This is a genomic window from Pseudoalteromonas fenneropenaei (genome assembly GCF_042643375.1).
GTDB lineage: Bacteria > Pseudomonadota > Gammaproteobacteria > Enterobacterales > Alteromonadaceae > Pseudoalteromonas > Pseudoalteromonas fenneropenaei.
Window position 1 is genome coordinate 13,881 of the sequence record NZ_JBHRSD010000021.1, and the last position, 22,011, is coordinate 35,891.

Annotated in this window: 24 protein-coding genes and 3 tRNA genes; 16 read left to right on the forward strand and 11 right to left on the reverse strand. The window is 45.9% G+C overall.

Annotated elements, in window-relative coordinates; all coding sequences use genetic code 11:
* Positions 1-263 precede the first annotated feature (263 nt).
* A complete protein-coding gene (gene fabR / locus ACFOEE_RS12455; protein ID WP_377124715.1) occupies positions 264-872 on the reverse strand; it encodes an HTH-type transcriptional repressor FabR in 609 nt (202 codons plus the stop codon).
* Between the two features lie 254 nt (positions 873-1,126).
* Here fabR and ACFOEE_RS12460 point away from each other — a divergent pair, with 254 nt between their 5' ends.
* Together ACFOEE_RS12460 and sthA are read left to right on the forward strand one after the other, a co-directional pair.
* On the forward strand, positions 1,127-2,257 hold the full coding sequence (locus ACFOEE_RS12460) for an acyl-CoA desaturase (RefSeq protein WP_377124717.1): 1,131 nt from the start codon (positions 1,127-1,129) through the stop codon (positions 2,255-2,257).
* Between the two features lie 42 nt (positions 2,258-2,299).
* Positions 2,300-3,745 (forward strand): Si-specific NAD(P)(+) transhydrogenase, encoded by a 1,446-nt coding sequence (gene sthA, locus ACFOEE_RS12465; RefSeq protein WP_377124719.1) that lies wholly within the window; start codon positions 2,300-2,302, stop codon positions 3,743-3,745.
* A 48-nt stretch (positions 3,746-3,793) separates the two neighbouring features.
* Here sthA and ACFOEE_RS12470 read toward each other — a convergent pair whose 3' ends face one another.
* Positions 3,794-5,026: an MFS transporter gene (locus ACFOEE_RS12470; RefSeq protein WP_377124721.1), complete on the reverse strand. Its 1,233-nt coding sequence runs from the start codon at positions 5,024-5,026 to the stop codon at positions 3,794-3,796.
* A gap of 180 nt (positions 5,027-5,206) precedes the next feature.
* On the opposite strand from ACFOEE_RS12470, the gene ACFOEE_RS12475 reads away from it, so the two are divergent.
* The 3 genes from ACFOEE_RS12475 to ACFOEE_RS12485 all read left to right on the forward strand — a co-directional run bounded on the left by ACFOEE_RS12475 (position 5,207) and on the right by ACFOEE_RS12485 (position 7,717).
* Entirely contained in the window at positions 5,207-5,917 is a 711-nt protein-coding gene (locus tag ACFOEE_RS12475; protein ID WP_377124723.1) for an AraC family transcriptional regulator, read from the forward strand.
* A 270-nt stretch (positions 5,918-6,187) separates the two neighbouring features.
* Entirely contained in the window at positions 6,188-6,826 is a 639-nt protein-coding gene (locus tag ACFOEE_RS12480) for a glycoside hydrolase family 25 protein (RefSeq protein WP_377124725.1), read from the forward strand.
* Positions 6,827-7,717, forward strand: a complete 891-nt coding sequence (locus tag ACFOEE_RS12485; RefSeq protein ID WP_377124727.1) for a hypothetical protein — start codon at positions 6,827-6,829, stop codon at positions 7,715-7,717.
* A gap of 68 nt (positions 7,718-7,785) precedes the next feature.
* Here the strand turns inward: ACFOEE_RS12485 and hemE are convergent, their stop codons facing one another.
* On the reverse strand, positions 7,786-8,853 hold the full coding sequence (gene hemE, locus ACFOEE_RS12490; protein ID WP_377124729.1) for a uroporphyrinogen decarboxylase: 1,068 nt from the start codon (positions 8,851-8,853) through the stop codon (positions 7,786-7,788).
* Between the two features lie 465 nt (positions 8,854-9,318).
* On the opposite strand from hemE, the gene rsd reads away from it, so the two are divergent.
* Entirely contained in the window at positions 9,319-9,798 is a 480-nt protein-coding gene (rsd, locus tag ACFOEE_RS12495; protein WP_377124731.1) for a sigma D regulator, read from the forward strand.
* Positions 9,799-9,868: 70 nt separating this feature from the next.
* Here rsd and fkpA read toward each other — a convergent pair whose 3' ends face one another.
* Positions 9,869-10,615 (reverse strand): FKBP-type peptidyl-prolyl cis-trans isomerase, encoded by a 747-nt coding sequence (gene fkpA / locus ACFOEE_RS12500; protein WP_377124733.1) that lies wholly within the window; start codon positions 10,613-10,615, stop codon positions 9,869-9,871.
* A gap of 197 nt (positions 10,616-10,812) precedes the next feature.
* Between fkpA and ACFOEE_RS12505 the strand changes: the two genes are divergently transcribed.
* A complete protein-coding gene (locus ACFOEE_RS12505; protein ID WP_377124735.1) occupies positions 10,813-11,811 on the forward strand; it encodes a WD40 repeat domain-containing protein in 999 nt (332 codons plus the stop codon).
* Positions 11,812-12,024 carry a SlyX family protein gene (locus tag ACFOEE_RS12510; RefSeq protein ID WP_377124759.1) on the forward strand — a complete coding sequence of 71 codons (213 nt, stop codon included), beginning with the start codon at positions 11,812-11,814 and terminating at the stop codon, positions 12,022-12,024.
* Between the two features lie 31 nt (positions 12,025-12,055).
* On the opposite strand, the gene ACFOEE_RS12515 is transcribed toward ACFOEE_RS12510, so the two are convergent.
* A complete protein-coding gene (locus tag ACFOEE_RS12515) occupies positions 12,056-12,256 on the reverse strand; it encodes a YheV family putative zinc ribbon protein (RefSeq protein ID WP_377124737.1) in 201 nt (66 codons plus the stop codon).
* A 153-nt stretch (positions 12,257-12,409) separates the two neighbouring features.
* On the opposite strand from ACFOEE_RS12515, the gene ACFOEE_RS12520 reads away from it, so the two are divergent.
* The 7 genes from ACFOEE_RS12520 to ACFOEE_RS12550 all read left to right on the forward strand — a co-directional run bounded on the left by ACFOEE_RS12520 (position 12,410) and on the right by ACFOEE_RS12550 (position 18,144).
* On the forward strand, positions 12,410-14,332 hold the full coding sequence (locus tag ACFOEE_RS12520) for an ATP-binding cassette domain-containing protein (protein ID WP_377124739.1): 1,923 nt from the start codon (positions 12,410-12,412) through the stop codon (positions 14,330-14,332).
* Positions 14,332-14,769 (forward strand): TIGR02444 family protein, encoded by a 438-nt coding sequence (locus ACFOEE_RS12525; RefSeq protein ID WP_377124741.1) that lies wholly within the window; start codon positions 14,332-14,334, stop codon positions 14,767-14,769. The genes ACFOEE_RS12520 and ACFOEE_RS12525 overlap by 1 nt, the downstream gene beginning before the upstream one ends.
* Before the next feature lie 104 nt (positions 14,770-14,873).
* Positions 14,874-15,026, forward strand: coding sequence for a hypothetical protein (locus ACFOEE_RS12530; RefSeq protein ID WP_377124743.1), 153 nt, complete (start codon positions 14,874-14,876; stop codon positions 15,024-15,026).
* A gap of 317 nt (positions 15,027-15,343) precedes the next feature.
* Positions 15,344-15,484 carry a hypothetical protein gene (locus tag ACFOEE_RS12535; protein WP_377124745.1) on the forward strand — a complete coding sequence of 47 codons (141 nt, stop codon included), beginning with the start codon at positions 15,344-15,346 and terminating at the stop codon, positions 15,482-15,484.
* 177 nt (positions 15,485-15,661) lie between these two features.
* The gene (locus tag ACFOEE_RS12540) at positions 15,662-16,657 is read left to right on the forward strand and encodes a hydrolase (RefSeq protein ID WP_377124747.1); all 996 of its coding nucleotides are present in this window, start codon (positions 15,662-15,664) and stop codon (positions 16,655-16,657) included.
* Positions 16,632-16,871: a YheU family protein gene (locus tag ACFOEE_RS12545; RefSeq protein ID WP_377124749.1), complete on the forward strand. Its 240-nt coding sequence runs from the start codon at positions 16,632-16,634 to the stop codon at positions 16,869-16,871. Before ACFOEE_RS12540 ends, ACFOEE_RS12545 begins: the two co-directional genes overlap by 26 nt.
* A gap of 73 nt (positions 16,872-16,944) precedes the next feature.
* Complete coding sequence (locus tag ACFOEE_RS12550) at positions 16,945-18,144, forward strand: dipeptidase (protein ID WP_377124751.1); 1,200 nt, start codon at positions 16,945-16,947, stop codon at positions 18,142-18,144.
* A gap of 223 nt (positions 18,145-18,367) precedes the next feature.
* Here the strand turns inward: ACFOEE_RS12550 and ACFOEE_RS12555 are convergent.
* The 5 genes from ACFOEE_RS12555 to nudE form a co-directional block, all read right to left on the reverse strand.
* A tRNA-Met gene (locus tag ACFOEE_RS12555) sits at positions 18,368-18,444 on the reverse strand.
* A gap of 44 nt (positions 18,445-18,488) precedes the next feature.
* Positions 18,489-18,565, reverse strand: a tRNA-Met gene (locus tag ACFOEE_RS12560).
* A 44-nt stretch (positions 18,566-18,609) separates the two neighbouring features.
* Positions 18,610-18,686, reverse strand: a tRNA-Met gene (locus tag ACFOEE_RS12565).
* Positions 18,687-18,850: 164 nt separating this feature from the next.
* On the reverse strand, positions 18,851-19,645 hold the full coding sequence (gene cysQ, locus ACFOEE_RS12570) for a 3'(2'),5'-bisphosphate nucleotidase CysQ (RefSeq protein ID WP_377124761.1): 795 nt from the start codon (positions 19,643-19,645) through the stop codon (positions 18,851-18,853).
* 2 nt (positions 19,646-19,647) lie between these two features.
* Positions 19,648-20,211, reverse strand: a complete 564-nt coding sequence (nudE, locus tag ACFOEE_RS12575; protein ID WP_377124753.1) for an ADP compounds hydrolase NudE — start codon at positions 20,209-20,211, stop codon at positions 19,648-19,650.
* A 60-nt stretch (positions 20,212-20,271) separates the two neighbouring features.
* Between nudE and yrfG the strand changes: the two genes are divergently transcribed.
* On the forward strand, positions 20,272-20,925 hold the full coding sequence (gene yrfG / locus ACFOEE_RS12580) for a GMP/IMP nucleotidase (RefSeq protein WP_377124755.1): 654 nt from the start codon (positions 20,272-20,274) through the stop codon (positions 20,923-20,925).
* A 760-nt stretch (positions 20,926-21,685) separates the two neighbouring features.
* Here the strand turns inward: yrfG and ACFOEE_RS12585 are convergent.
* Positions 21,686-21,808, reverse strand: a complete 123-nt coding sequence (locus ACFOEE_RS12585) for a hypothetical protein (protein ID WP_377124757.1) — start codon at positions 21,806-21,808, stop codon at positions 21,686-21,688.
* Positions 21,809-22,011 lie beyond the last annotated feature (203 nt).

The following is a 22,011-nucleotide window of genomic DNA, read 5'->3' on the forward strand; positions in this document are numbered from 1 at the left end:
TAAAGTGAACTTTAACATTGAGTGAGTCCTCACGATGAATTGGCGATTTTGTAACACGGAGCCACAGTCAAGATCAAGCATAAAAATTTCAATTGAACGCCAAAAAACGCAAAACAAAAACCTTAAAAAACCAATTAAATGACACTTTTTGGATTTAAAATTCAAACCATTCATAAATCGAGCATTGATTTTAAGCTCTCTTTGACCGTGTCGCAGAAATCATTTTCTATAAAAAAACCGCATTTGCTGCGGTTTAGTACTGTTTAGTGGCCGATACCATAATGACCTGCCCCGCGGGCAATGTAACGTAACTGCCAAATTAAGCGGTCGGTGAGTTCTTTGCGCTGTGCTGCATCTTGATCGAGTGCATCTGCCCCGGAACTAAACACTAAGGTCACCATCGCCTCGGCTTGCATATAAGCGTGGTGAGCATCACAGTGCGTTTCACTTTCAAGATAATGGGCCAGCTCCAAGATAAAGTGTTGGATTTCGCGTGCCACCGCTGCACGAAACGCTTTGGATGTGCCCGAACGTTCACGCAGTAATAAACGGAATTGGTTACTGGATGTGTCGATAAATTCCATGAAGGTGTGCACTGAAGTGTGGATCACACTACCCCCGCTGGCTATCCGCCGCCGCGCCTGACGCATCAATTGCCGCAAGGTTAAACCAGCCTCATCAACCATAGTTAAACCTAGCTCGTTCATATCTTTAAAATGACGATAGAAAGAAGTCGGAGCTATCCCCGCTTCTCTCGCTACCTCACGTAAACTGAGGTTCGAAAAACTGTGGTCGGCACTGAGCTGATTAAAGGCGGCGTGGATAAGCGCCTGACGGGTTTTTTGCTTCTGTTGTGCTCGAATACCTGACATCGAGTTTCTCCATTTGTCGCGTCGCCACCGCTAGTTGATGGCGCGCTTTCATTGCACGGCAAGCTGAGCTAACACGCAGTGCCTTAAAGGGTCAAATTAAATCAGAGCTTGTGCCAACACACAAGCGTTACCCAACTCCGTCCAAGGTTACTGATTGCAAAACGCCGAACCTGCATTTTTCCGCTTGGTTATTGACTCACACGAGGATAACGACTATTTTAGCGTACAAGTGTACGCTGAGATTTTACTGAACCATGAAGACCCCGCCCATTATTTGGACCAATGTGCTGTTTTTCAGCCTTTCCTTTTTCGCTGCCGCAACGCTCGTTCCTTGGTATGCCATCAATTATGGCTTTACCTTAAGTCACTGGCTTGCCTTTGTTGCCTGTATGTTCTACGCCGGACTCTCAATTACCGCGGGCTATCATCGTTTGTGGGCGCATAAAGCGTATGATGCACATCCTGCGATCCAGATGATTTTTGCCCTCGGCGGCGCTTTTGCATTACAAAATAGTGCGCTGCATTGGAGTAGCGATCACCGAGTGCATCACGGTCATGTGGATGATCCAGTGAAAGACCCTTATGCTGCGACAAAAGGTTTCTGGTACAGTCATATTGGTTGGATGCTGCGTGACTATCAGGGCGACAGTTACGGTGACTACAGCAACGCCCGCGATTTACAGCGCAACCCTATCGTGATGTGGCAACACCGTCATTACTTGAAACTCGTATGGCTTACTAATTTAGGTATTCCATTAGTGCTTGGTTTAATATTCGGTGATGTGCTGGGTATGATGATCTTGGCTGGGGTACTACGTCTGGTACTGAGCCAACACTTTACCTTCTTTATTAATTCACTAGCACATATTTGGGGCTCTCGTCCTTATACCGAGAAAAACACCGCGCGTGACAATGGCTTTTTAGCGCTATTCACCTATGGTGAGGGGTATCATAATTTTCATCACATTTTTGCCAGTGATTACCGCAATGGCATTAAGTGGTATCACTATGACCCAACTAAGTGGATGATCCGCACTATGGCTGCGTTGGGCCTTGCAAGTAAATTAAAACGTACCCCAGTTGAGCGCATTGAACGCGCCAAAGCCGAAACTTTGTTGAATAAAACCCAAGTTAAGCTAGCAAAATTGCCTTTGGCCCAAGATAAGCTTACATTGTTACAACAAGAGTATGAAATGCTTCTGAAAAAGCTCCAACACTTCTGTGCCGTGCAGAAGCAGCTGCTGGAAGCGAAGAAAGATGCAATGCTCGCACAGTGTGATAAACACGCTTTAGTCCACCAATATCATGAGCTGGAAAAAGCTTGGCAAACACAAAAGCAAGCATGGCTGGCATTAAATGCGAGGCTGTTAAAAGCGCCTATCTAATAGCGATAGCGTCACAGCCTCTTAAAGAAGTAAGGAGAGGCTGTGGCAAAACCTACGTCGGCAACTGAGCCAAAGAGCAACATCAAAACACCTGAATTCCAATTTGACGCCATCATTATCGGCACCGGTCCCGGTGGTGAAGGCGCGGCCATGAATCTGTCAAAACGCCATAAAAAAGTGGCGGTGATTGAACGTCAACAGGCGGTCGGTGGTGGTTGTGTGCACTGGGGCACCATTCCTTCCAAAGCGCTCCGCCATTCAGTGAGCCGCCTAATCGAATTTAAAGCCAATCCGCTCTACCGTTTTAGCGAACGCTCTCATCGCATGCGCTTTTCAGACATTCTCCATCACGCCAGTGATGTGATTGGTAAGCAAGCTAACTTACGTAGTAGTTTTTACGAACGTAACCGTATCGAGCTATTTCAAGGTCACGCCAGCTTTGTCGACCGCTATACGGTAAAGGTGACACACCAAGATGGTACATTTGAACTGCTAACCGCCCCTATCATAGTGATTGCAACGGGTTCACGCCCTTATCGCCCAAAAGAAATTGATTTTAGTCACCCGCGAGTATTTGATAGCGATACTATTTTAAGCCTCAAAGATGACCCTCAACGCGTCATGATCTATGGTGCGGGTGTTATTGGCTGTGAATACGCCTCGATTTTTAAAGGGCTTGGTGCCAAGGTCGATCTTATCAACACCCGAGAGCGTCTGCTGGCTTTTATGGACGATGAAATTTCCGATGCGCTCAGCTACCACTTCTGGAATAGCGGGATTGTTATTCGTCACAACGAAGAATTCGACCATGTTGAAACCCGCGACGACTGCGTTATTTTACATTTGCGTTCTGGGAAAAAAGTCAAAGCCGATTGTTTGCTGTTTGCCAATGGTCGCACCGGCAACACCGACGACCTCAATCTTGCTGCTGTTGGCCTCAAAGCCGATGGCCGCGGGCAATTAAAAGTCAATCAGAACTACCAAACTGACGTTGATAACGTCTATGCCGTGGGTGATGTGATTGGTTATCCAAGCCTTGCCAGCGCAGCTTTCGACCAAGGCAGGATAGCAGCCGATGCCATTTTACGCGGTGCCTGTGATGAGAAACTGATCATCGACATTCCAACCGGCATCTATACCATTCCAGAAATGAGTTCAGTTGGTAAAACTGAGCAGCAGCTCACTGCGGCCAAAATCCCTTATGAAGTAGGCCGTGCACAGTTTAAGCATCTGGCACGCGCGCAAATTACTGGTACTGAAGTAGGCAGCCTGAAAATTCTCTTCCACGCTGAAACCAAGGAAATTCTCGGCGTGCATTGTTTTGGCGAACGCGCCTCAGAGATCATTCACATCGGTCAAGCCATTATGGAGCAGAAAAACGGTGGCAATAACGTAGAATACTTTGTGAATACTACCTTTAATTACCCAACCATGGCCGAAGCCTATCGCGTGGCGGCACTCAACGGTCTCAACCGCTTGTGTGAGTAAGAAAGTGAACAGCCTGCTATTACTTCCATCGTAATAGCAGGCTGAGTATTAAGGCTTAAGATTTGACATCATCGCGTGTGGGGTGGCTGCCTCAGCCAGCTGACGCGCTTTAACTTTTGCCAAATGCCAACCGATCCCCTGACTGAGCAATAGCGAACACACCGCAAGACCTGCGCCAAAGTAAAACACCAGCGACTGATCATACAGCCACACAATGCCAAAACTGGCTGGAATAATGACCGCAGCAATGTGGTTGATGGTAAAACTCACCCCAGCTGTTGCTGCGATATCTTCTGGGCGAGCAATTTTTTGGAAATACGTTTTCATTGCAATCGCCATAGCAAAAAACACATGGTCAATCACATACAGCCCAGCGGCGATTTGTGGTGATTCAACAATCGCGTAACCAATAAACACAAAAAACAACCCAACATACTCAATGCTAAGCGCTTTTTGCTCACCAATTTTACTGATCATAGTGCCAATTTTCGGCGCTACGAAAATATTGACCACATGGTTTATCATGTACAAGGTGGTGATCTGCGCCACATCAAAGCCAAACTTTTCCACCATCAAAAAGCCTGCGAATACCATAAAGATTTGGCGTCGCGCACCAGAGAAAAACGTCAGCAAATAATACAGACTGTATTCTTTGCGTAAAATTAGTTTCTTATGCTGTACCGTTGCTTGCTGAAAATGCGGGTGACTCACTGCAAGATAAAACGTTAACAGCACCCCGACTCCTCCCACCAGCAAATAAGTCCACGTAAAACCTAAATCTAACCAAGTAAAACACAGCCAAATAACCGCAAAGGTGAGTAATGAGGCGATGGATTTTATCGATAATAGCTTACCAAGTTTTTCTGGCGCCTCGTCCTTGCTAAACCACTGCAAACTCAAGGATTGATTTAACGTTTCATAATAGTGAAAGCCAATCGACATCAGCACTGTGGTGGCATATAAACCATAAATGGTCGGGAAGAATCCGGTTATCGCGACGCCAATTGACAACACACACAAGCTCACTAGGGCAAAGGTTTGCTCTTTCAACACCAATAACACAAAGATAGCGGTAAAAGCTAAAAACCCTGGGATCTCTCGCAATGATTGCAACATGCCAATATGCGCACCGTTAAAATTCGCCGCTTCAATCGCAAAGTTATTCAGTAACGCACTCCAACCGGAAAATGTCACCGCCATGATCACCGTGGCTATCACTAAAAAACTATAGGGACTAGAGTTGCCGCCCGATATGGGCTCCTTGCCTTGAGGTTCAGTCATAAGTACATCCTAAGCACATTGAGTCATTTGATTACTTAGTGTACGCTCATTTTAGCGTGACCAATATAGTCAAATATGACAATAAATTTCTCAAATCAGACAAGCCGCCTATGGCACAGTAATGCTTCGAGGTTTTTAAAATCCACCCTCAATCGTCCAGTTTATCCGCGTGCGTCGACGATGCACGCGTGGGACCATGTCAAACCGCACCAGCACCCGTGGGGGCAATTGGCTTATTGCAGCAATGGCGTACTCACTATGGTGACAGATGCAGGGACTTTTGTCGTCCCGCCACAACAAGCGCTTTGGCTCCCCGCGGGGGTTTGGCATGAAAGTTATTGCCGTTATGGCGGTGATTTTCGCAGTGTCTACATTGATTTGTCATATCAAACGCAGCTTGGAGAGAACACCAAATTACTGCATGTTGATGCTTTGCTACGAGAAATGATTTTAGAGATTTGCCGCTGGCCTGAAGATTATGCCCTCACTCCCAGCACATTACGCTTTGTGGATGTGTTTATTGACCGCTTGCAACAAGCACCAAGCAGTCATTTCTTTATTCCGAAACCACAAGATCCGCGTTTAGCTTTGATAATCAGCGAGCTGCACGCTCATCCCGGATGCACCAAAACACTTGAGCAATGGGCCGAAATCGTCGGCGCCTCCAGCCGTACCCTCAATCGTTTGTTTCATCAAAGCTTCACCATGAGTTTTCGACTGTGGAAACAAAACTTGAGAGCGCTCCGCGCTGTCGAATTATTAACCGAAGGACAATCGCAACAGCGGATAGCTGAGCAGCTCGGTTTTGCCTCCAGTGCAGCGTTTAACAGTGCATTTAAAAAGGTGTTTGGTACCTCGCCTGGTCGCTATCTAACTAACGGGCAAAAATGATGGCGTCCCTCGACGTTTCTGATTGCGCTAACCAGATATCTGACTTGAGAATAAACGCGCTACACCAAGTTGAGAACAACCATAAAATTTATCACGACATTTTAGTAAAAAAGCAGCTAAACTGGAGAAAATAACACTAAATTAACATGAGAAATGAAAGGACTATCCGATCACCAGTTCAGGTTCTGGCAGTACGCGCTGTTAGTTATAGCTCTGATATGTTTGTGCCTATTTCGTCCCACATTAATTCATCATAGCGCAGTCCCTACCGTGCCTTTGCCACAGACAGAACAAACCGTCCATGGTATTGACGTCTCTCATTATCAAGGCACGCCAGATTGGCAGCAAATTGCCAGCCAGCCGTTACACTTTGTTTATCTCAAAGCAACGGACGGTATAACCTATCTGGACCCGCAATTTAAAGCTAATTTAAGCCAACTCAAAGACACGCCGCTATTGTATGGCGCCTATCATTTTTTTGAACCCAAAGATGACCCCAAACAACAAGCCGCACACTATCTTAGCTACGTGCAAGGACAAGCGTTACCGCTGGTGCCAGTCGTCGATATCGAGGTTACTCAGGGTGTTGCCGCAGATGAGATCCAAACCAAATTACAAGTCTGGCTAGATGAAGTTGAACAAGCGCTAGGTTGTCGGCCGATGATTTATAGCAACGGACCATTTTGGCAGCGCTATTTGGGCACCCAGTTTAACCATTATCCTTTCTGGCTCGCCGATTACGCAGTTCAGCCGACCCTACCCGCAAGTAGAGATAACTGGCAGTTATGGCAGTACAGTGAGAAAGGCCAAATCACTGGCATTTCTCAGCTTGTAGATCTCAATGTCTTTAAGGGCACACCTGAAGCGCTAGCCAGTTTACGCTGTGCAATCACTGAGAAGGAGCAATAAATGTCATTTCAATCATGGGTCGCGCGGATTGCGCGCTCGCAACTGCTGACCTTGGTGCTGTTGGTGGTAGTTGGTTTTGCCTATTTTAGTGAATTTTGCGCCGAGTGGCGTGCCAGCCTAAGTACGCCGGCACTCCACCAGCAAAATCAGCTCTATTTACAAAACCTTGCAACACAAGCAACCACAGACTTGGTCTTACTTGGTGAAATGAACGCCATGCTCCAAGTAGCACAAAGCTCCCAAGTTGGGGTGTCATTTTTTGTTGATTTTACCGTCGATATCGGCAAAGTTTTGGCGGCACTGAGTCACCTACTCGAAAAAGCGCTCGAAGTGGTCACTTCCTCCAGCGTTGCAATTGCACTGTTACAACTGCTCGATAACGCAGCTAGTTGGCTGGCGCCAAAGTTGTTTGTTATCAGCTACGTGCTAGTGCTCGGCTTTGGTATCTTATTTATCTTTGCCAAATCGCTGTTACTGACCCAACTATGGAAAAAGCTCATGCTGTTTGTCGTGGGGTTATTTGTTACTTGCCACCTCCTACTTCCCTACAGCATTCATTTGACCTCATGGCTTGGTCATGAGCTCACCAGCAGCACGCGCGCGCAGCATCATCAAGCATTGCATGATATGCACCAACAACTGCTTATCACAGCGCCAAGTAAAGACCTCAAAGATCGCGCCGAAAACAGCTTACATTGGCTAGAAAAAGCCAGCGCCAAACACAGCCACGACCATGCCAGAACGCTGTGGCAGTATGTGTTGCATTTTGCAACAGTAAATATTTTCGAGCTGATTTTAATGCCGGGGTTATTATTGCTATTACTGTATAGGCTGATGCGGGCGGGAATACGTTCGTTGCTACCAGAGCAGACGGCGACAGGAGAGCATTAGCGGTTTGCCAGCTCTTGCCAAAAAATAGGAAAACACCCTGTGCTTTAGTTTACACAGGGTGCTCGCGGTTACTTCTGGTGGTACTGAGCGCTGAACTCATGCACTGCGTTAATAAATACGCCAGCGTTTTCCGGGTCCACATCAGGCGTAATACCGTGGCCAAGGTTGAACACATGACCTGTACCTTGACCAAAACCCGCTAGAATCGATTGTACTTCTTCACGGATCCGCTCTGGCGTGCCGTGTAGCATCGCAGGGTCCATATTACCCTGCAGCGCCACTTTGTCACCGACACGGCGACGTGCATCAGCAATGTCAATCGTCCAATCTAGGCCTATTGCATCGCAACCGGTTGCCGCAATCTGTTCAATCCACTGACCACCATTTTTGGTGAATAATGTCACTGGCACACGGCGACCATCGTGCTCACGAATTAAACCATCAACAATTTTGTGCATGTATTGCAATGAAAATTCGTTGTAATCACGCGGGCTTAGTACGCCGCCCCACGAGTCAAAAATCATCAGTGATTGTGCACCCGCTTTCACTTGGGCATTTAAATAATCGATCACCGAATCTGCCACTTTGTCTAGTAAAAGGTGTAACGTTTTTGGCTCTGCAAATGCCATCTTTTTGATTTTGCCAAACGTTTTACTGCTACCACCTTCTACCATGTAGGTCGCTAACGTCCATGGTGAACCAGAGAAGCCAATTAACGGTACTTCGCCTTTAAGTTCACGACGAATGGTGCTAACCGCATTCATTACATAGCCAAGCTCGTCATTTGGGTCTAAGCGAGGAATTGCCTGAACATCAGCTAAACTATTGATTGGCCGCTCGAATTTCGGGCCTTCACCGGCTTCAAAATACAAACCTAAACCCATTGCATCTGGGATAGTCAAAATATCGCTAAAGAGGATAGCCGCGTCTAACGGATAACGACGTAATGGTTGTAATGTTACTTCACACGCCAATTCTGCATTTTTGCATAGGCTCATAAAATCACCAGCTTGCGCTCGAGTCGCGCGATACTCTGGTAAATACCGGCCTGCTTGTCTCATCATCCATACTGGAGTGACATCAACAGGTTGCTTCAGCAGTGCACGTAAATAACGATCGTTTTTCAATTCGCTCATGGCGTTCAAGATCCCAAAATGCAGATTTACAGTCCGCGAGTGTATCACTTTCTGGCTAATGCCTCTATGCCTAAGTTTCATGCGGGTGGATTTATGAACGATTTTCTGATCTAGATTAAATTTAACCAGTTCAACAACTTAAAAAATAATTTCGCAAACGACTGTTAAACTATTTGCAACAGGGCGCAAACCTTGGTATAAATTTTACCGCGTTAACAAGAATAACAACAAAATACCTTCTATAAGAAAAATAAATACTTGTATCAACAAGCTAAACTGCATTTTTCAAACCACCTTCGGGTGGTTTTTTATTGTCTGTAACTCTACTTTGCCTATTTGCCCTATTTTTCATTTATTTATAATTCATTAACTTTCAATCGCTTGCAGGAAATATCTGAATTAGCTATTGATCTTTTGCTGAGATTTCATTCTGATAGAGGAAAACAACCCGCAAAGGAGATCACTATGCTTTCGCGTTTAGAACAAGCCCAACAACAATGGGGTGGCAGCCATAGCGTTATCGATAACTGGCTCGCCGAACGTCAGGAGCTATTGGTCCAGTATTACCAACTCGCTGGGTGTGCACCTTATGACAAGAAAGATCATGCGCTGCCTGATCACGCCCAAATCCAAGCTTTTTGCCAAATTATGCTGGATTACCTGTCGGCCGGTCATTTCGAAATTTATGATGATTTAGTACAAGAATGCGAGAAAAAAGGCCCAGCCAGTTTGCAATTGGCGCAGTCGCTTTATCCGCGCATTGCTGATACCACCGACATCGCGTTGGATTTCAACGACAAGTATGCCGAAGGTGAAGACAAGCATGAGAGTATGTACGATGAGTTTGATAAAGATCTCTCAACGCTTGGAGAAGCCTTAGAGCTGCGTTTTGAGTTAGAAGATGAGCTGATCTACAACTTGTTTGCCAACCACACTGGCGCATAGCGACAAGCAATCGGTTAACAGCCAATAAAAAAGGACCTTCCGGTCCTTTTTTATTGCTTACGCTTTATACTTACTCAGCAGCTGGCGCTTCTTCTTGAATTTCTAGTAATTCAACTTCAAATACTAACGTTGAGTTAGCAGGGATACGACCTAGGTCACGCTCACCATAGGCTAGGTTTGAAGGAATAGTGAAACGGTATTTCGAGCCCACTGGCATTAGCTGTAAACCTTCAGTCCAGCCGGCAATCACGCCTTTGAGTGGGAAAGTCGCAGGTTGGTTACGTGAGTAAGAGCTATCGAACTCAGTACCGTCTAGTAAAGTGCCTTTGTAATGTACTTTAACTACATCAGTAGCGACTGGCTTCTTACCTTCAGTGGTGCTTAATACTTCGTATTGCAGACCAGATTCAGTAGTGGTAACACCTTCTTTCTTGGCGTTTTCAGCTAGGAAAGCTTCACCGTCAGTTTTGTTCTTTTCTGCTTCTAGCTTAGTTTTCTCAGCTTGCTTTTCACGTACTGACGTATCTAGCGCGGTTAGCACTTCACGGATTTTCTCGTCGTCAATTTTTGCATTGCCAGCTAAAGCGTCTTCAAAACCACGCATTAATAACGCTTGGTCAAGTTCAATACCTAGCTCTTTCTTATCAGCTAGGTCTTTTTGTAGAAAGTTACCTACAGACGCGCCAATACCATAAGCTTGTTGTTGTGCTTCTGTGTCGAGCTTAACTTCAACAACTTTCTCTTCCGCTTTTTGATTACACGCTGCCAGCGCTAAAACAGACGCCGCGATCAGCGACAATTTTAAAGTGTGTTTCATGGATTTTCTCTTGTTAATGTTTTATTAATTAGTGCGATATAAGCACATTACCATTTCACCACGCAGAAGCCAAATAAAGCCGCTGTGTTCAGCATTTTCGTGCCAAAATAACTTGAAAATGCTAGGCTGAACCAAGACTCGAGCATTGGTGTTGCTATGATACTGGCTCGCCTGCGCCATAGGAACAGACTGGATATATGTATCAATACAAATTTCTCAAGCGCCTGTTTATCTTAATTGCCAGTTTTTCGTTACTTAGCTGTGGTGACCACAATCAGCCCGGTGTAGCCGTCAGTGCGGTTGAACACACTAACAGTGGTGCTTTTGCCGCGGCTTTGTCGATAGATGGCCGCTATAGCTTAGTGTCCTCTGTCGCTGAAGGGGTTGCGCTGTGGGACAATCACAGTAACACGCTAAAATACCAATGGCTGCAATCCGAGCAACAACAAAATCTGGTACATAGTGTCGCGATTGCCTATGACAATAGTGTGGCAGTCACGGCCAGCGACCATGAGTTTGCGGTTTGGAACATGCAAACTGGGCACAATCTTGGCTACTACCAAGTCAGCAAGGCCTCTATTCGCGATATCGCCGTAAGCAATGGCGGTCGCTATGTGTTATTTGGCCAAAGTGACAATACCGTAGTGTTTGTCGACTTAGAGACAGGAAAACGCTTAGAGTTCCTTGGTCACAGCGAAAAAATTAACAGTATTGCCTTATCGCCCAATGGGCACTTTGCACTGAGTGGAGGCAATGATTACAGCGCTTATTTTTGGGATACTCGTAGTGGTCAAGTGATCCATCGCTTCAATCACCCCAGTCGCGTGACTAAAGTGGCCCTTGATGACAGTGGTAGATACGCTTTTACCGCCGACAGTATGAAAAAAGCCAGTATTTGGCAGCTCACGTCAGGTGAATTGGTATCACAATTACAGTATATTGCGCGGCAGAAAATTTTTAGTACGGTACGCTTCAATGCCACTGGCACTTTGCTCGCAACCGGCACACCAAACCGCTTACTGAGCGTGTGGTCGGTAAAAAATGGCGAACGTTTAGCGTCTTGGCAAGTCACGCCGCGCGAAGGCAGCCGTCCCAAATCTGCGGTGATTTTTGCCGTGGCATTTCAGGACAATGATGCCACACTGCTAGCAGAAAGCTCCAACGGTATTTTAGAACGCTTTGAAAGAGAGAAATAAATCATGAGTTTAGAAGACCGCGTGAGTGAATTAGAAGCACGCATCGCGTTTCAAGATGAAACTATCGACATACTCAACGACGAGTTACAAATCCACCAGCAACATCTGGCTAAGATGCAGCGCCAACTGGAACTACTCGCAGAGAAAATCAAAGAATCGGGTAATGGCGGTATGCTACATCCTTCGCAAGAGCCACCACCACCGCACTATTAAATAAACCTAAATTGGTCAAACCAAAGTCGGCTTACTCAGGCTTAAATACGCCTATTACTTGTTCAAATTGGCGTGTTGAAGCCTGCACGGCATCTTCTGGTTGCGCCATAGTATGCCCACAATGCACACATTCGACTTTTTCCACGTCGTGTTCTTTGTAGAGCATCATGCCATCGAGTTCTTTACACTCAGGACAAGTCGCCCCGGCAATAAAACGTTTTTTCTGTCTCACAGCACCCTCTTTGCTTGCGCACTTGCTACTCCGCACCGACATCTGGGAGGAGGTTTAGGTGTGCAAGTTTAACGCAAATGCCCTGTGATTGGGTATAGTCCTCGCTACGTTCCGTGTTAAAATCCGCGCAATCTTTTGTGCTAAGTGGCAATTATGATCCAGTTAAACGACATTGAATTACTCCGTGGTGGCAAGATATTACTTAAAAATGCCAGTGCAACGCTCTTTCCTGAACACAAAGTAGGTTTAGTGGGTGCCAATGGCTGCGGTAAATCGACCTTATTTGCCCTTCTAAAAGGAGAGCTACAACTCGACGCCGGTACCTTCAATATTCCCAAAGACTGGTCAATTGCCTCGGTGAAGCAAGAAACCCCAGCGTTGTCGATAAGTGCGCTGGACTATGTGCTACAAGGTCACCCTGAATATTATGCGTGCCGTATCGCACTGCGTGACGCCGAGGCCGCAGGTGATGGCGCCAAACAAGCACAAGTACATCAGCAACTAGAGCATATTCAAGGCTATAGCATTGAAGCCAAAGCGGGTGAACTGTTGCATGGCTTAGGGTTTAGTAACGAACAAATTGCTAACCCTGTGAGTGCCTTTTCTGGCGGTTGGCGAATGCGCTTAAACTTAGCGCAAGCGCTGATCCGCGATGCTGACTTATTGCTGCTGGATGAGCCAACCAACCACTTAGATTTAGATGCCGTGTACTGGTTAGAAAAGTTTCTGCGTGCCTACACCGGCACCTTAGTGCTTATTTCGCATGACCGTGAGTTTCTAGATGCCGTTGTTGACCAAATTTGGCACATCGACCAGCAATTGATCAACGTCTACAAAGGCCATTATTCGCAGTTCGAAAGACAAAAAGCCGAGCGGATGGCACAGCATCAAGCGCTATTTGAGAAACAACAAGCCACTATCGCGCACTTAGAGCAGTTTATTACTCGCTTTAAAGCCAAGGCCAGCAAAGCTAAGCAAGCACAAAGCCGGGTGAAAGCTTTAGAACGCATGGAAATGCTCGCCCCCGCACATGCTGACTCACCTTTTGATTTTGAATTTCGTGACCCAGATGCGTTGCCAAACCCATTAATGACGTTGGATGGCGCACAAGCGGGCTATGGCGATAAGACTATACTGCACAAAATTAAGCTTAATTTAGTGCCAGGCAGTCGCATTGCGTTACTGGGTCGCAATGGTGCGGGTAAATCAACACTTATTAAACTTCTGGCGGGCGAACTTGCACCGCAAGCGGGTGAAGTGTTTCAGCATCAAGGATTGAAAATCGGTTATTTCGCCCAGCACCAATTGGAATCGCTCGATTTACAGGCCAGTGCCATCACCCATCTGCAGCGCCTTGACCCCAAAGCCTCGGAACAGCAACTACGCGACTTTTTAGGTGGTTTTGCCTTCAATGGCGATAAAGCGCTTGAACCTGTTGCCCCCTTTTCAGGTGGTGAAAAAGCGCGGTTAGTCTTGGCAATGTTAGTGTATCAACGCCCGAATTTGCTGCTGCTGGATGAACCAACCAACCACTTAGATTTAGAGATGCGCCACGCTTTAGTGATGGCATTACAAGGCTTTGAAGGAGCGATGGTCACGGTATCGCATGACCGTCACATGCTAAAAAACACCGCCGATGAATATTATCTCGTGGATAACGGCGAAGTGACACAATTTGGTTATGACTTAGATGCCTATTATCAATGGTTATTGGCGCAAAACCGTGAAGCCAGCAAAAAGCCAGAGGGCGAAGACAAAGCCCATGCTAGTGGTAATCGCAAAGAGCAAAAGCGCCTTGATGCTGAGTTTCGTAAGTTAGTACAACCACTGAAGAAATCTATCAGCTCCTTGGAAAGCAAACTTGATAAGCTCAGCACTGCACTCGCTGCGGTAGAAAACCAACTTGCCGATAACGCTATCTATAGCGATGAAAACAAAGCACAATTAACTAAGTTACTGGCGGAGCAAGCTAAGCTCAAACCTGAACTTAACGACGTAGAAGAGGCATTACTGCTTGCCCTTGAAGAGCTGGAGCAAAAAGAGCAGCATTTTGCCGCCACTGGCGAACTGTGCTAATGCAAGCTGAGTTAAGTGCAAGCGCATTTTGGCAATTTTCTTGCGCGCTTTATGAACAACCTCACGTGCAAGAAACCTTGCTGCAGCTACAGAACGAGCAAGGTAAGAATGTGAATCTGTGCTTGTTGCTGTGCTATTTAGACACCTTAGCGCTGCAGCTGCCAGATGCTGCACTAGCGCGCCTAGAATCAGTGTGCCAAGCATTTGATAGCCGCTACTTGATACCTCAGCGAACTATTCGCAAGCAATTAAAGCAAGCGCTCGCTAGTCACCATTTATATGCTAAGGCAAAAGCCGCATTATTGAGTGCCGAGTTACAGCTTGAGCAGCTACAACAAGCTTTACTTATTGAAACACTGGCCGACCTTCATTTTGAAACGTGGGCCCAAAGTAATTTGTTTGGCTATGCACCGGAACTTGTAGATTTACAAACCTAGATGGCACCTGACAACGGCAAACCATTTACACCATCTTGTTTTATTGGTACAACCTTTCAGTGGCTAAAAATAAGCCACTTTAATTTTGATAAGGATATAACACTATGAAACTAGATCTAAAAAAGTCTCATCTCAAAAAACTCAGCAACCAAGCGGCGGTAGCTAAAAACTTAACACCAAATATTATAGGTGGCGCAAAACCTTCGCCGGATAGCGGTCAATACTATTGCGAAACCTATTTTTGCGCTCAACAATAACGCGCAATGAGGTAGGATAAGTTGCGCAATGACGCCATTTTGGATGAGCAAAGCGCAGCTTATGTTGTGTTGAGATACGCCCAGTTCACGCTTACTGAATAGTAAAAATCTAACCAAAAAATTCTGTGGCTCTCGCCTCATAGGCGCTATTTAAGTCCACAATAGCGATAAATACTCGTCTCCCACGTTGTTTTTATGATCAAGATCAAGCTTGACCAAGTCAGAGGATTTCACGCCTTTGAAACTTGATCCGGATCATGCCTACGCTGCCACGACTCTTCTATGATTACTACATAGACAAGTTTAGGAGCATCACCATGAACGTATTCTTTAGAGACTTTTTTACCGACCCTGTGTTGTTTTTGTCTTTTGGGATCCTCGGTGTCGTTATCGCTTTATGTTTGTATTACGTGTACTACTTCGTCAAGAAAATCAACGAAGCTGAAGTTCCTAAATAGTTCCCCAGCAAGATTAAGCACGACGCACAAAGCACCTTACTAACTCTGTTAGTCGGGTGCTTTTTATTTTGCTGGCGAGCCATTCCCCTGCTCTAAGCGCTGATTTGTTCCTCTACATCTGTAACGACGTTTGTTAAACTGGCCTTGATATCGACCTATAAAACCAAAAATGCTGTTATGAATTATCAATTTAAGCCAGCTTGGTGGATGACCAATCGCCATGTTCAAACCATAGTGCCGCGACTATATCGCTTGTGGCAACGCACACCTGTAACCCTTGAAGAACTCACCACACCAGATGGTGACTTTGTTGAGCTCGCTTGGGCCCAGCCAAGTGCACCAACAGCACCCCTAGCGGTGGTATTACATGGCTTGGAAGGTAATATTGATAGTTTCTATGCCCGCGGTATGCTGCGGGCTTTGCAACAGCAAGGTTTTGATGCGGTACTGATGCACTTTCGCAATTGTTCCAGCAAACCAAACTTGCTACCACGCGCTTATCACAGTGGTGAAACGGAAGACTTGCACTTCTTACTGACCACTTTACGAGCCCGCTTTCCTAATCGCCGTTTATATGCCGTCGGGTTCTCGCTTGGCGGCAATGTGTTAAGCAAATACCTCGGCGAGCAGCAAGAGCAATGCGTGCTAAGTGGCGCGGCTGTGGTGTCGGCCCCCTTACACCTCTCAAGTTCTTGCCAAGTGATCCGTAAAAGCTGTTTCAAACTGTATCAAAAATATCTGCTCGATAGGCTCAAAAAATCCATGAGTCGCAAATTACCTTTGGTGCAACAGCAGCTCCAGTTAAATCAAGCTGAACTCAATGCGATTAATGATTTATGGGAATTTGATAATCGTGTTACCGCCCCATTACACGGCTTTAATGGCGCGGAAGATTACTATGATAAAGCCAGTGGTCAGGCGTTTTTACGCCATATCGCCATCCCAACGTTACTTATCCACGCAGAAGACGACCCTATGCTGTCAGCTCAAGCCATCCCGCGGGCTGAGCAAGTTAGCGATAGCGTCACCCTCGCGGTATCAGCCCAAGGGGGTCATGTGGGATTTTTAGCGGGTGCCAATCCCCTTCGTCCACAATTTTGGTTAGAATGGGCCGTTCCCCACTATTTCCGTGAGTTACAGCAGCAGTATGTTAATTCCGTTTCAGCAGCTTGAAGCCAGCACTTTGGATAATCTAATAGAACAGTTTATTCTGCGAGAAGGCACAGATTATGGCGAGTATGAAGTACCACTTAGCACGAAAATTGCCCAGATCAAAACCCAACTCAAATCCGGCGAAGCTGTCATAGTTTACTCAGAACTCAATGAAAGTGTTGATATTATTTCAAAGCAACAGTTTCTCGCCAGTCAGTCGTCGGATTACGTTTAGCCTTGCTTGAATTTTCGCTATAGTGGTGCCATAACCTCCAACATCAGTGAAAATAATACAACAGGGCCTTGCTATGATCTTACGCTCCACACTTGTGGCGCTGGCGCTTGCCAGCGTTACCGCGAATGCTAAACCAGACTCCACCTATCAAGCTTCAGCAGAAGCAGTTCGGATTGCCAAAGAGACACTGCTAATTGATACCCATATCGATGTGCCGTACCGTCTTGCAGACAAGTGGGATGATGTTAGTCAAGCCACCAAAGACGGAGACTTTGATTACCCAAGAGCTGTAGCGGGCGGCTTAAATGCGCCTTTTATGTCGATTTATATCCCTGCCAATTTAGAGTTTGAAGGGAAAGGCAAAAGTTACCAGTTAGCAAACCAACTGATTGACTCAATGGAAGCACTCGCGCAGCGTGCACCCGATAAGTTCGCGATGGCTTACAGCAGTGCAGATCTCGAAAAGCAATTCAAAGCGGGTGTCATCTCTTTAGCTATGGGGATGGAAAACGGCTCGCCGATTGAAGGTGACTTGAAAAATCTCCAGCATTTTTATCAGCGTGGCGTACGCTACATCACCCTAGCGCACTCACAAAGCAACCATATTTCGGACTCATCCTACGATGTACGCCGTAAGTGGAAAGGCTTAAGCCCATTTGGTAAAGAGTTGGTGGTCGCGATGAATCAGGTCGGTATGTTAATCGACGTGTCGCATATTTCTGATGATGCTTTTTACCAAGTGATGGAATTATCGAAAGTGCCAGTCATCGCCTCGCATTCCTCGTTACGTAAATACACCCCAGGCTTTGAACGCAATATGGACGATGACATGCTTAAGGCGCTACAAAAAAATGGCGGTGTGATCCAAATTAACTTTGGCTCTAGCTTTGTCACTTCAGCCGCCAATGGCTGGTACAACAAGCGTGATGAAGAACTAAAAGCCGCTGAAGCGGCCGGTGCAAACAAGACGGATTTTCGTGCCGCTTATATGAAGAAGAACCCTTTCCCATTTGCAACTTTGGAACAAGTGTTAGATCACATTGACCATGTAGTGAAAGTGATAGGGATTGACCACGTTGGTATCGGCTCAGATTATGATGGCGTAGGTGACTCTCTGCCTAAGGGGCTTAAAGATGTTTCAATGTATCCAAACCTAGTGCAAGGCTTACTGGATAGAGGCTATAAAGAGCCGCAAATCCAACAGATCTTAGGCGGCAATACGCTGCGGGTATGGCGTCAAGCTGAAAGTTACGCCAGTAAAATGAAGTTCTAAGCAACTCTTTGGTTGGGGTAAGCTGAGCTTGCCTCAACCTGCTCAGATAACACGGTATTGAACCAACTGAATTGCTCTCTTAAAGCAACGCCAACGCATGGTGTAAAATAGGAAAAATGACGATTTAACTAGACGTAAAAAGCTTTGGGTGTTTGTGTTGTTTTAAAAATGCTGGCAATAACAAGAGAAGAAAAAGGAGTTTACAGCGCCAACCTAAAGAAGTTGGTTGCGGGAGCCGGATTTGAACCGACGACCTTCGGGTTATGAGCCCGACGAGCTACCAGGCTGCTCCATCCCGCGCCTGTATCTAAATGCTATTTTATACTTCTGATTTAGTAAGAAGTTGGTTGCGGGAGCCGGATTTGAACCGACGACCTTCGGGTTATGAGCCCGACGAGCTACCAGGCTGCTCCATCCCGCGCCTGTATCTAAATACTATTTTAGACTTCCGATTTAGTGAGAAGTTGGTTGCGGGAGCCGGATTTGAACCGACGACCTTCGGGTTATGAGCCCGACGAGCTACCAGGCTGCTCCATCCCGCGCCTGTAATTTACTAGCAGCCAATAAACTTTAACTTGCTAGCAACACCTTCAAAAACTACAAATTTTTCTGCTGCGTTCGAAGGAGGTCGCTATCATAATGGATTGTAGAATAATTGCAAGAACTGAATGTAACAACCTCAGCCGTTCGAACAGTTATTGAACAATTAGGCGCGCTGATGTGGTGTTACTATCTTTTGCCACTCCCAATCTGGGTGGCCCATGACGATAAAGTCGGGATTTTCGGTACTTTCACGCTGGTTGTAAGTCAGTGGATTAAATTCAGCGTCGGTAATACAACCTCCCGCTTCTTCTACTATAACTTGTGACGCGCCAGTATCCCATTCACCTGTTGGTCCAATACGGAGGAAGCAATCCGCTTTGCCTTCTGCAATAATACAAGCCTTTAACGAACAAGAGCCCAGTGCCACGGTGGCAAACTGAGCATTTAAATACTGGCTCACTGCTTCAAGTTTTTGCCGACGACTCACCGCCAACGTAAGCTTTTCTGGCGGCGCAACCATAATGCGGGTATCGGCACCTTGTTCGCGCTTAAAGGCACCATGCTGATGCACAGCAAAATAAGTCACATCTTTAGCTGGCCAATGTATCACTCCCATTACCGGGCGATTATTTTCCACTAACGCGATATTTACGGCAAAGTCACCACTTTCTAAAATAAACTCACCGGTGCCATCCATTGGGTCTAATAACCAATAGCGTTGCCAATTCTGCCTTTCAGCTAGCGGAGGAATGGGCACTTCCTCAGACATTATCGGAATATGGGGTGCCAATCTCCTTAGACCATTGCTCAGCACTTCGTTGGAAGCGAGATCTGCTTTGGTCACAGGTGTGTGATCGGCTTTTTCCTCGGTACCGACGTCTTCTTGCTTATAAATGGCCATAATAGCCATGCCAGCCTGCTCTGCAAGCGTAATACAGGCTTCTAGATATTCATGCATCGTCATTCACCCTCTTCAAGATACTGCTGAAGTAAAAGCAGGGCAGCAACACTACGCGCTTCGGTAAAATCTGGTTGTTGTAAAAGACTACGCCATTGTGTCAATGGCCATTTCACCACGACTAAAGGCTCAGGTTCATCACCTGTGAGTTGTTCAGGATACAACCCCTTCGCAATTAAAATATGCATACGTGCGTTGAAATAGCTCGGCGCCATGGATACTTCTTTAAGTTCCGCGAAATATTCAGCGCCCATACCAACTTCTTCTTTCAATTCACGATTGGCTGCTTGCTGCGGTGTCTCACCAGGGTCGATGAGCCCTTTTGGAAAACCAAGCTGATAGTCATGCGTGCCCGCACAATACTCTCTTACTAAGAGTAGTTCATTATCTTGATTTAAGGGAACAATCATCACTGCACCGCGGCCACTTCCCTTGATTCGTTCATATTGACGTTGCTCACCGTTGGAAAATTGCAGCGATAATGCTTCGACAGTAAACAACTTACTCTTTGCAGAGATCTCTGAATGTAAGATAACTGGGGGTGTGGGGTGCTTTTTCTGTGACATTGCCAATTATTTGCTATGATGCGAATAACTTAATCATAAAGCCTTTATCCCTAAATGCCTATGCTAAATTGGTCCGAGATTGACACCGTTTTATTAGATATGGATGGCACCTTATTAGACCTCCATTACGACAATCATTTTTGGCTGGAAGTGATCCCTCGGGAATACGCCAACAAGCACCAACTTACGTTTGATAAAGCCAAAGCCATCATTGAGTACAAATATGCAAGTGTCATGGGGCAATTGTCTTGGTATTGTTTGGATTACTGGCAACGCGAGTTGGATTTGCCCATCCTTGAACTCAAACGAGAAATTCAACACCTGATCAGCCTGCGTGAAGACACGATACCCTTCTTACAATTTCTGCGCGCACAGCATAAACAGGTGATTTTACTTACCAATGCGCATCCCGGCAGCTTAAGTCTAAAAATAGAGCGCACCCAGTTTGATCACTACTTTGATAGGCTCATTTCGACTCATGAATATGGTTATAGTAAAGAACAACAAGCGTTGTGGCACGCAGTACAAAAAGACTTAGGCTTCGACAACAGCAGAACTTTGTTTGTTGATGACAGCCTCAGTGTACTGCGCAGTGCCAAACAATTTGGCATTAAACATTTACTTGCCATCGCAAACCCAGACAGTAGAAAACCCCATAATGAGATCTCAGAGTTTTTTGCCATTACGAGTTATCATCAGGTGATAGCCACATAAGTGACTATGGCCAAGTGCCTTACTGCATTACAACTGTGTATTGCCACTCACTCGGCAAACCTAGTTGATAGGAAAGCGCTGTCGCAACAAGGCCACCATCGCCATTTGTCTGCAATACCAAGCCAGCGCAAACTCAATTTATGCGACTCGTTGCAATTGCCTAGCTAAAGAAAACCTAGTATTTACGCTCAACAGTCAATCAGAATGGCTTGAATCCCACCTGTAGGCACTGCAGATTGTGGGTTATGGCCTTTGACGTCATAACCCTGCGGGAAGAAACTTCACTGGTCGGGCGCAGTCGAAGTAGCTATCAAAGCATCTCTACGTGAAATATCGCGATAGATGCCCAAATGCTCCTCGTTATTGTTGAAAAGCTTCATCTTTAGTAATTGAACATTCGGCGCTTTCCTTGGGTTCATTATCTTTATCGACTACCCAACAATCATCATAAATTGAGCAATAGCACAGCTCTATACTCACCTTATCATCTAGGCTAAGTAGATTCTCGACTAATGGACCTTTGTACAGCAGGGGACTAATGGTTTGCAATGAGGGTAAGGTTTAATTTGACAGGTGGCTTTGGATGATATCTTTGTAAGCAGGCACTTCAGACCATGCTTTGATAAATTTACCGTCTACATTCACTTTAGCATATTTGATTAGCGCGGGACCTGTGCCTTTATTTACCACTCCATAACTAAAATGGTCGAGATTAGTGCTAAAACTACGATAAATTTCTATTTTTGGCCACACAGACGCCTTAGCAAAAGCCAAGGTCGATATGCGCAGAATAGACAGAGATCCCTGCAGTAACAATACCGACAAACAATGCCGTTAATGCTATTAACATTTCTGGGTTCATAAACCACTTTCTTCTTTCCATGCCCATGCTCCTTCTGGTTTAGCCTACTGAGTTCTTGAAAACTAGGCTCGCAATTTACTGTCTTTCTTAATTAAATCAAAGCTTTTTCACTTGGTTGCAAACTGACGGAAGGCGAAGCACGACCGAAGTACCGCTTCGCAGCGTGTAGAGGTCAGAAATGACCGAGGTACGATGCGACAGGGAGGTATTGCAACCCTGAGCTG

What these genes read in the sequence shown, in the direction of transcription:
- yrfG (WP_377124755.1), top strand. Translation starts at nt 20,272, where the DNA reads ATGCTAAATTGGTCCGAGATTGACACCGTTTTATTAGATATGGATGGC.
- fkpA (WP_377124733.1), bottom strand. Translation starts at nt 10,615, where the DNA reads ATGAAACACACTTTAAAATTGTCGCTGATCGCGGCGTCTGTTTTAGCG.
- ACFOEE_RS12585 (WP_377124757.1), bottom strand. Translation starts at nt 21,808, where the DNA reads ATGGAAAGAAGAAAGTGGTTTATGAACCCAGAAATGTTAATAGCATTA.
- ACFOEE_RS12475 (WP_377124723.1), top strand. Translation starts at nt 5,207, where the DNA reads ATGCACGCGTGGGACCATGTCAAACCGCACCAGCACCCGTGGGGGCAA.
- rsd (WP_377124731.1), top strand. Translation starts at nt 9,319, where the DNA reads ATGCTTTCGCGTTTAGAACAAGCCCAACAACAATGGGGTGGCAGCCAT.
- ACFOEE_RS12460 (WP_377124717.1), top strand. Translation starts at nt 1,127, where the DNA reads ATGAAGACCCCGCCCATTATTTGGACCAATGTGCTGTTTTTCAGCCTT.
- nudE (WP_377124753.1), bottom strand. Translation starts at nt 20,211, where the DNA reads ATGTCACAGAAAAAGCACCCCACACCCCCAGTTATCTTACATTCAGAG.
- ACFOEE_RS12545 (WP_377124749.1), top strand. Translation starts at nt 16,632, where the DNA reads ATGTTAATTCCGTTTCAGCAGCTTGAAGCCAGCACTTTGGATAATCTA.
- hemE (WP_377124729.1), bottom strand. Translation starts at nt 8,853, where the DNA reads ATGAGCGAATTGAAAAACGATCGTTATTTACGTGCACTGCTGAAGCAA.
- ACFOEE_RS12535 (WP_377124745.1), top strand. Translation starts at nt 15,344, where the DNA reads ATGAACGTATTCTTTAGAGACTTTTTTACCGACCCTGTGTTGTTTTTG.
- ACFOEE_RS12505 (WP_377124735.1), top strand. Translation starts at nt 10,813, where the DNA reads ATGTATCAATACAAATTTCTCAAGCGCCTGTTTATCTTAATTGCCAGT.
- ACFOEE_RS12485 (WP_377124727.1), top strand. Translation starts at nt 6,827, where the DNA reads ATGTCATTTCAATCATGGGTCGCGCGGATTGCGCGCTCGCAACTGCTG.
- cysQ (WP_377124761.1), bottom strand. Translation starts at nt 19,645, where the DNA reads ATGCATGAATATCTAGAAGCCTGTATTACGCTTGCAGAGCAGGCTGGC.
- ACFOEE_RS12525 (WP_377124741.1), top strand. Translation starts at nt 14,332, where the DNA reads ATGCAAGCTGAGTTAAGTGCAAGCGCATTTTGGCAATTTTCTTGCGCG.
- fabR (WP_377124715.1), bottom strand. Translation starts at nt 872, where the DNA reads ATGTCAGGTATTCGAGCACAACAGAAGCAAAAAACCCGTCAGGCGCTT.
- ACFOEE_RS12470 (WP_377124721.1), bottom strand. Translation starts at nt 5,026, where the DNA reads ATGACTGAACCTCAAGGCAAGGAGCCCATATCGGGCGGCAACTCTAGT.
- ACFOEE_RS12520 (WP_377124739.1), top strand. Translation starts at nt 12,410, where the DNA reads ATGATCCAGTTAAACGACATTGAATTACTCCGTGGTGGCAAGATATTA.
- ACFOEE_RS12540 (WP_377124747.1), top strand. Translation starts at nt 15,662, where the DNA reads ATGAATTATCAATTTAAGCCAGCTTGGTGGATGACCAATCGCCATGTT.
- ACFOEE_RS12550 (WP_377124751.1), top strand. Translation starts at nt 16,945, where the DNA reads ATGATCTTACGCTCCACACTTGTGGCGCTGGCGCTTGCCAGCGTTACC.
- ACFOEE_RS12530 (WP_377124743.1), top strand. Translation starts at nt 14,874, where the DNA reads ATGAAACTAGATCTAAAAAAGTCTCATCTCAAAAAACTCAGCAACCAA.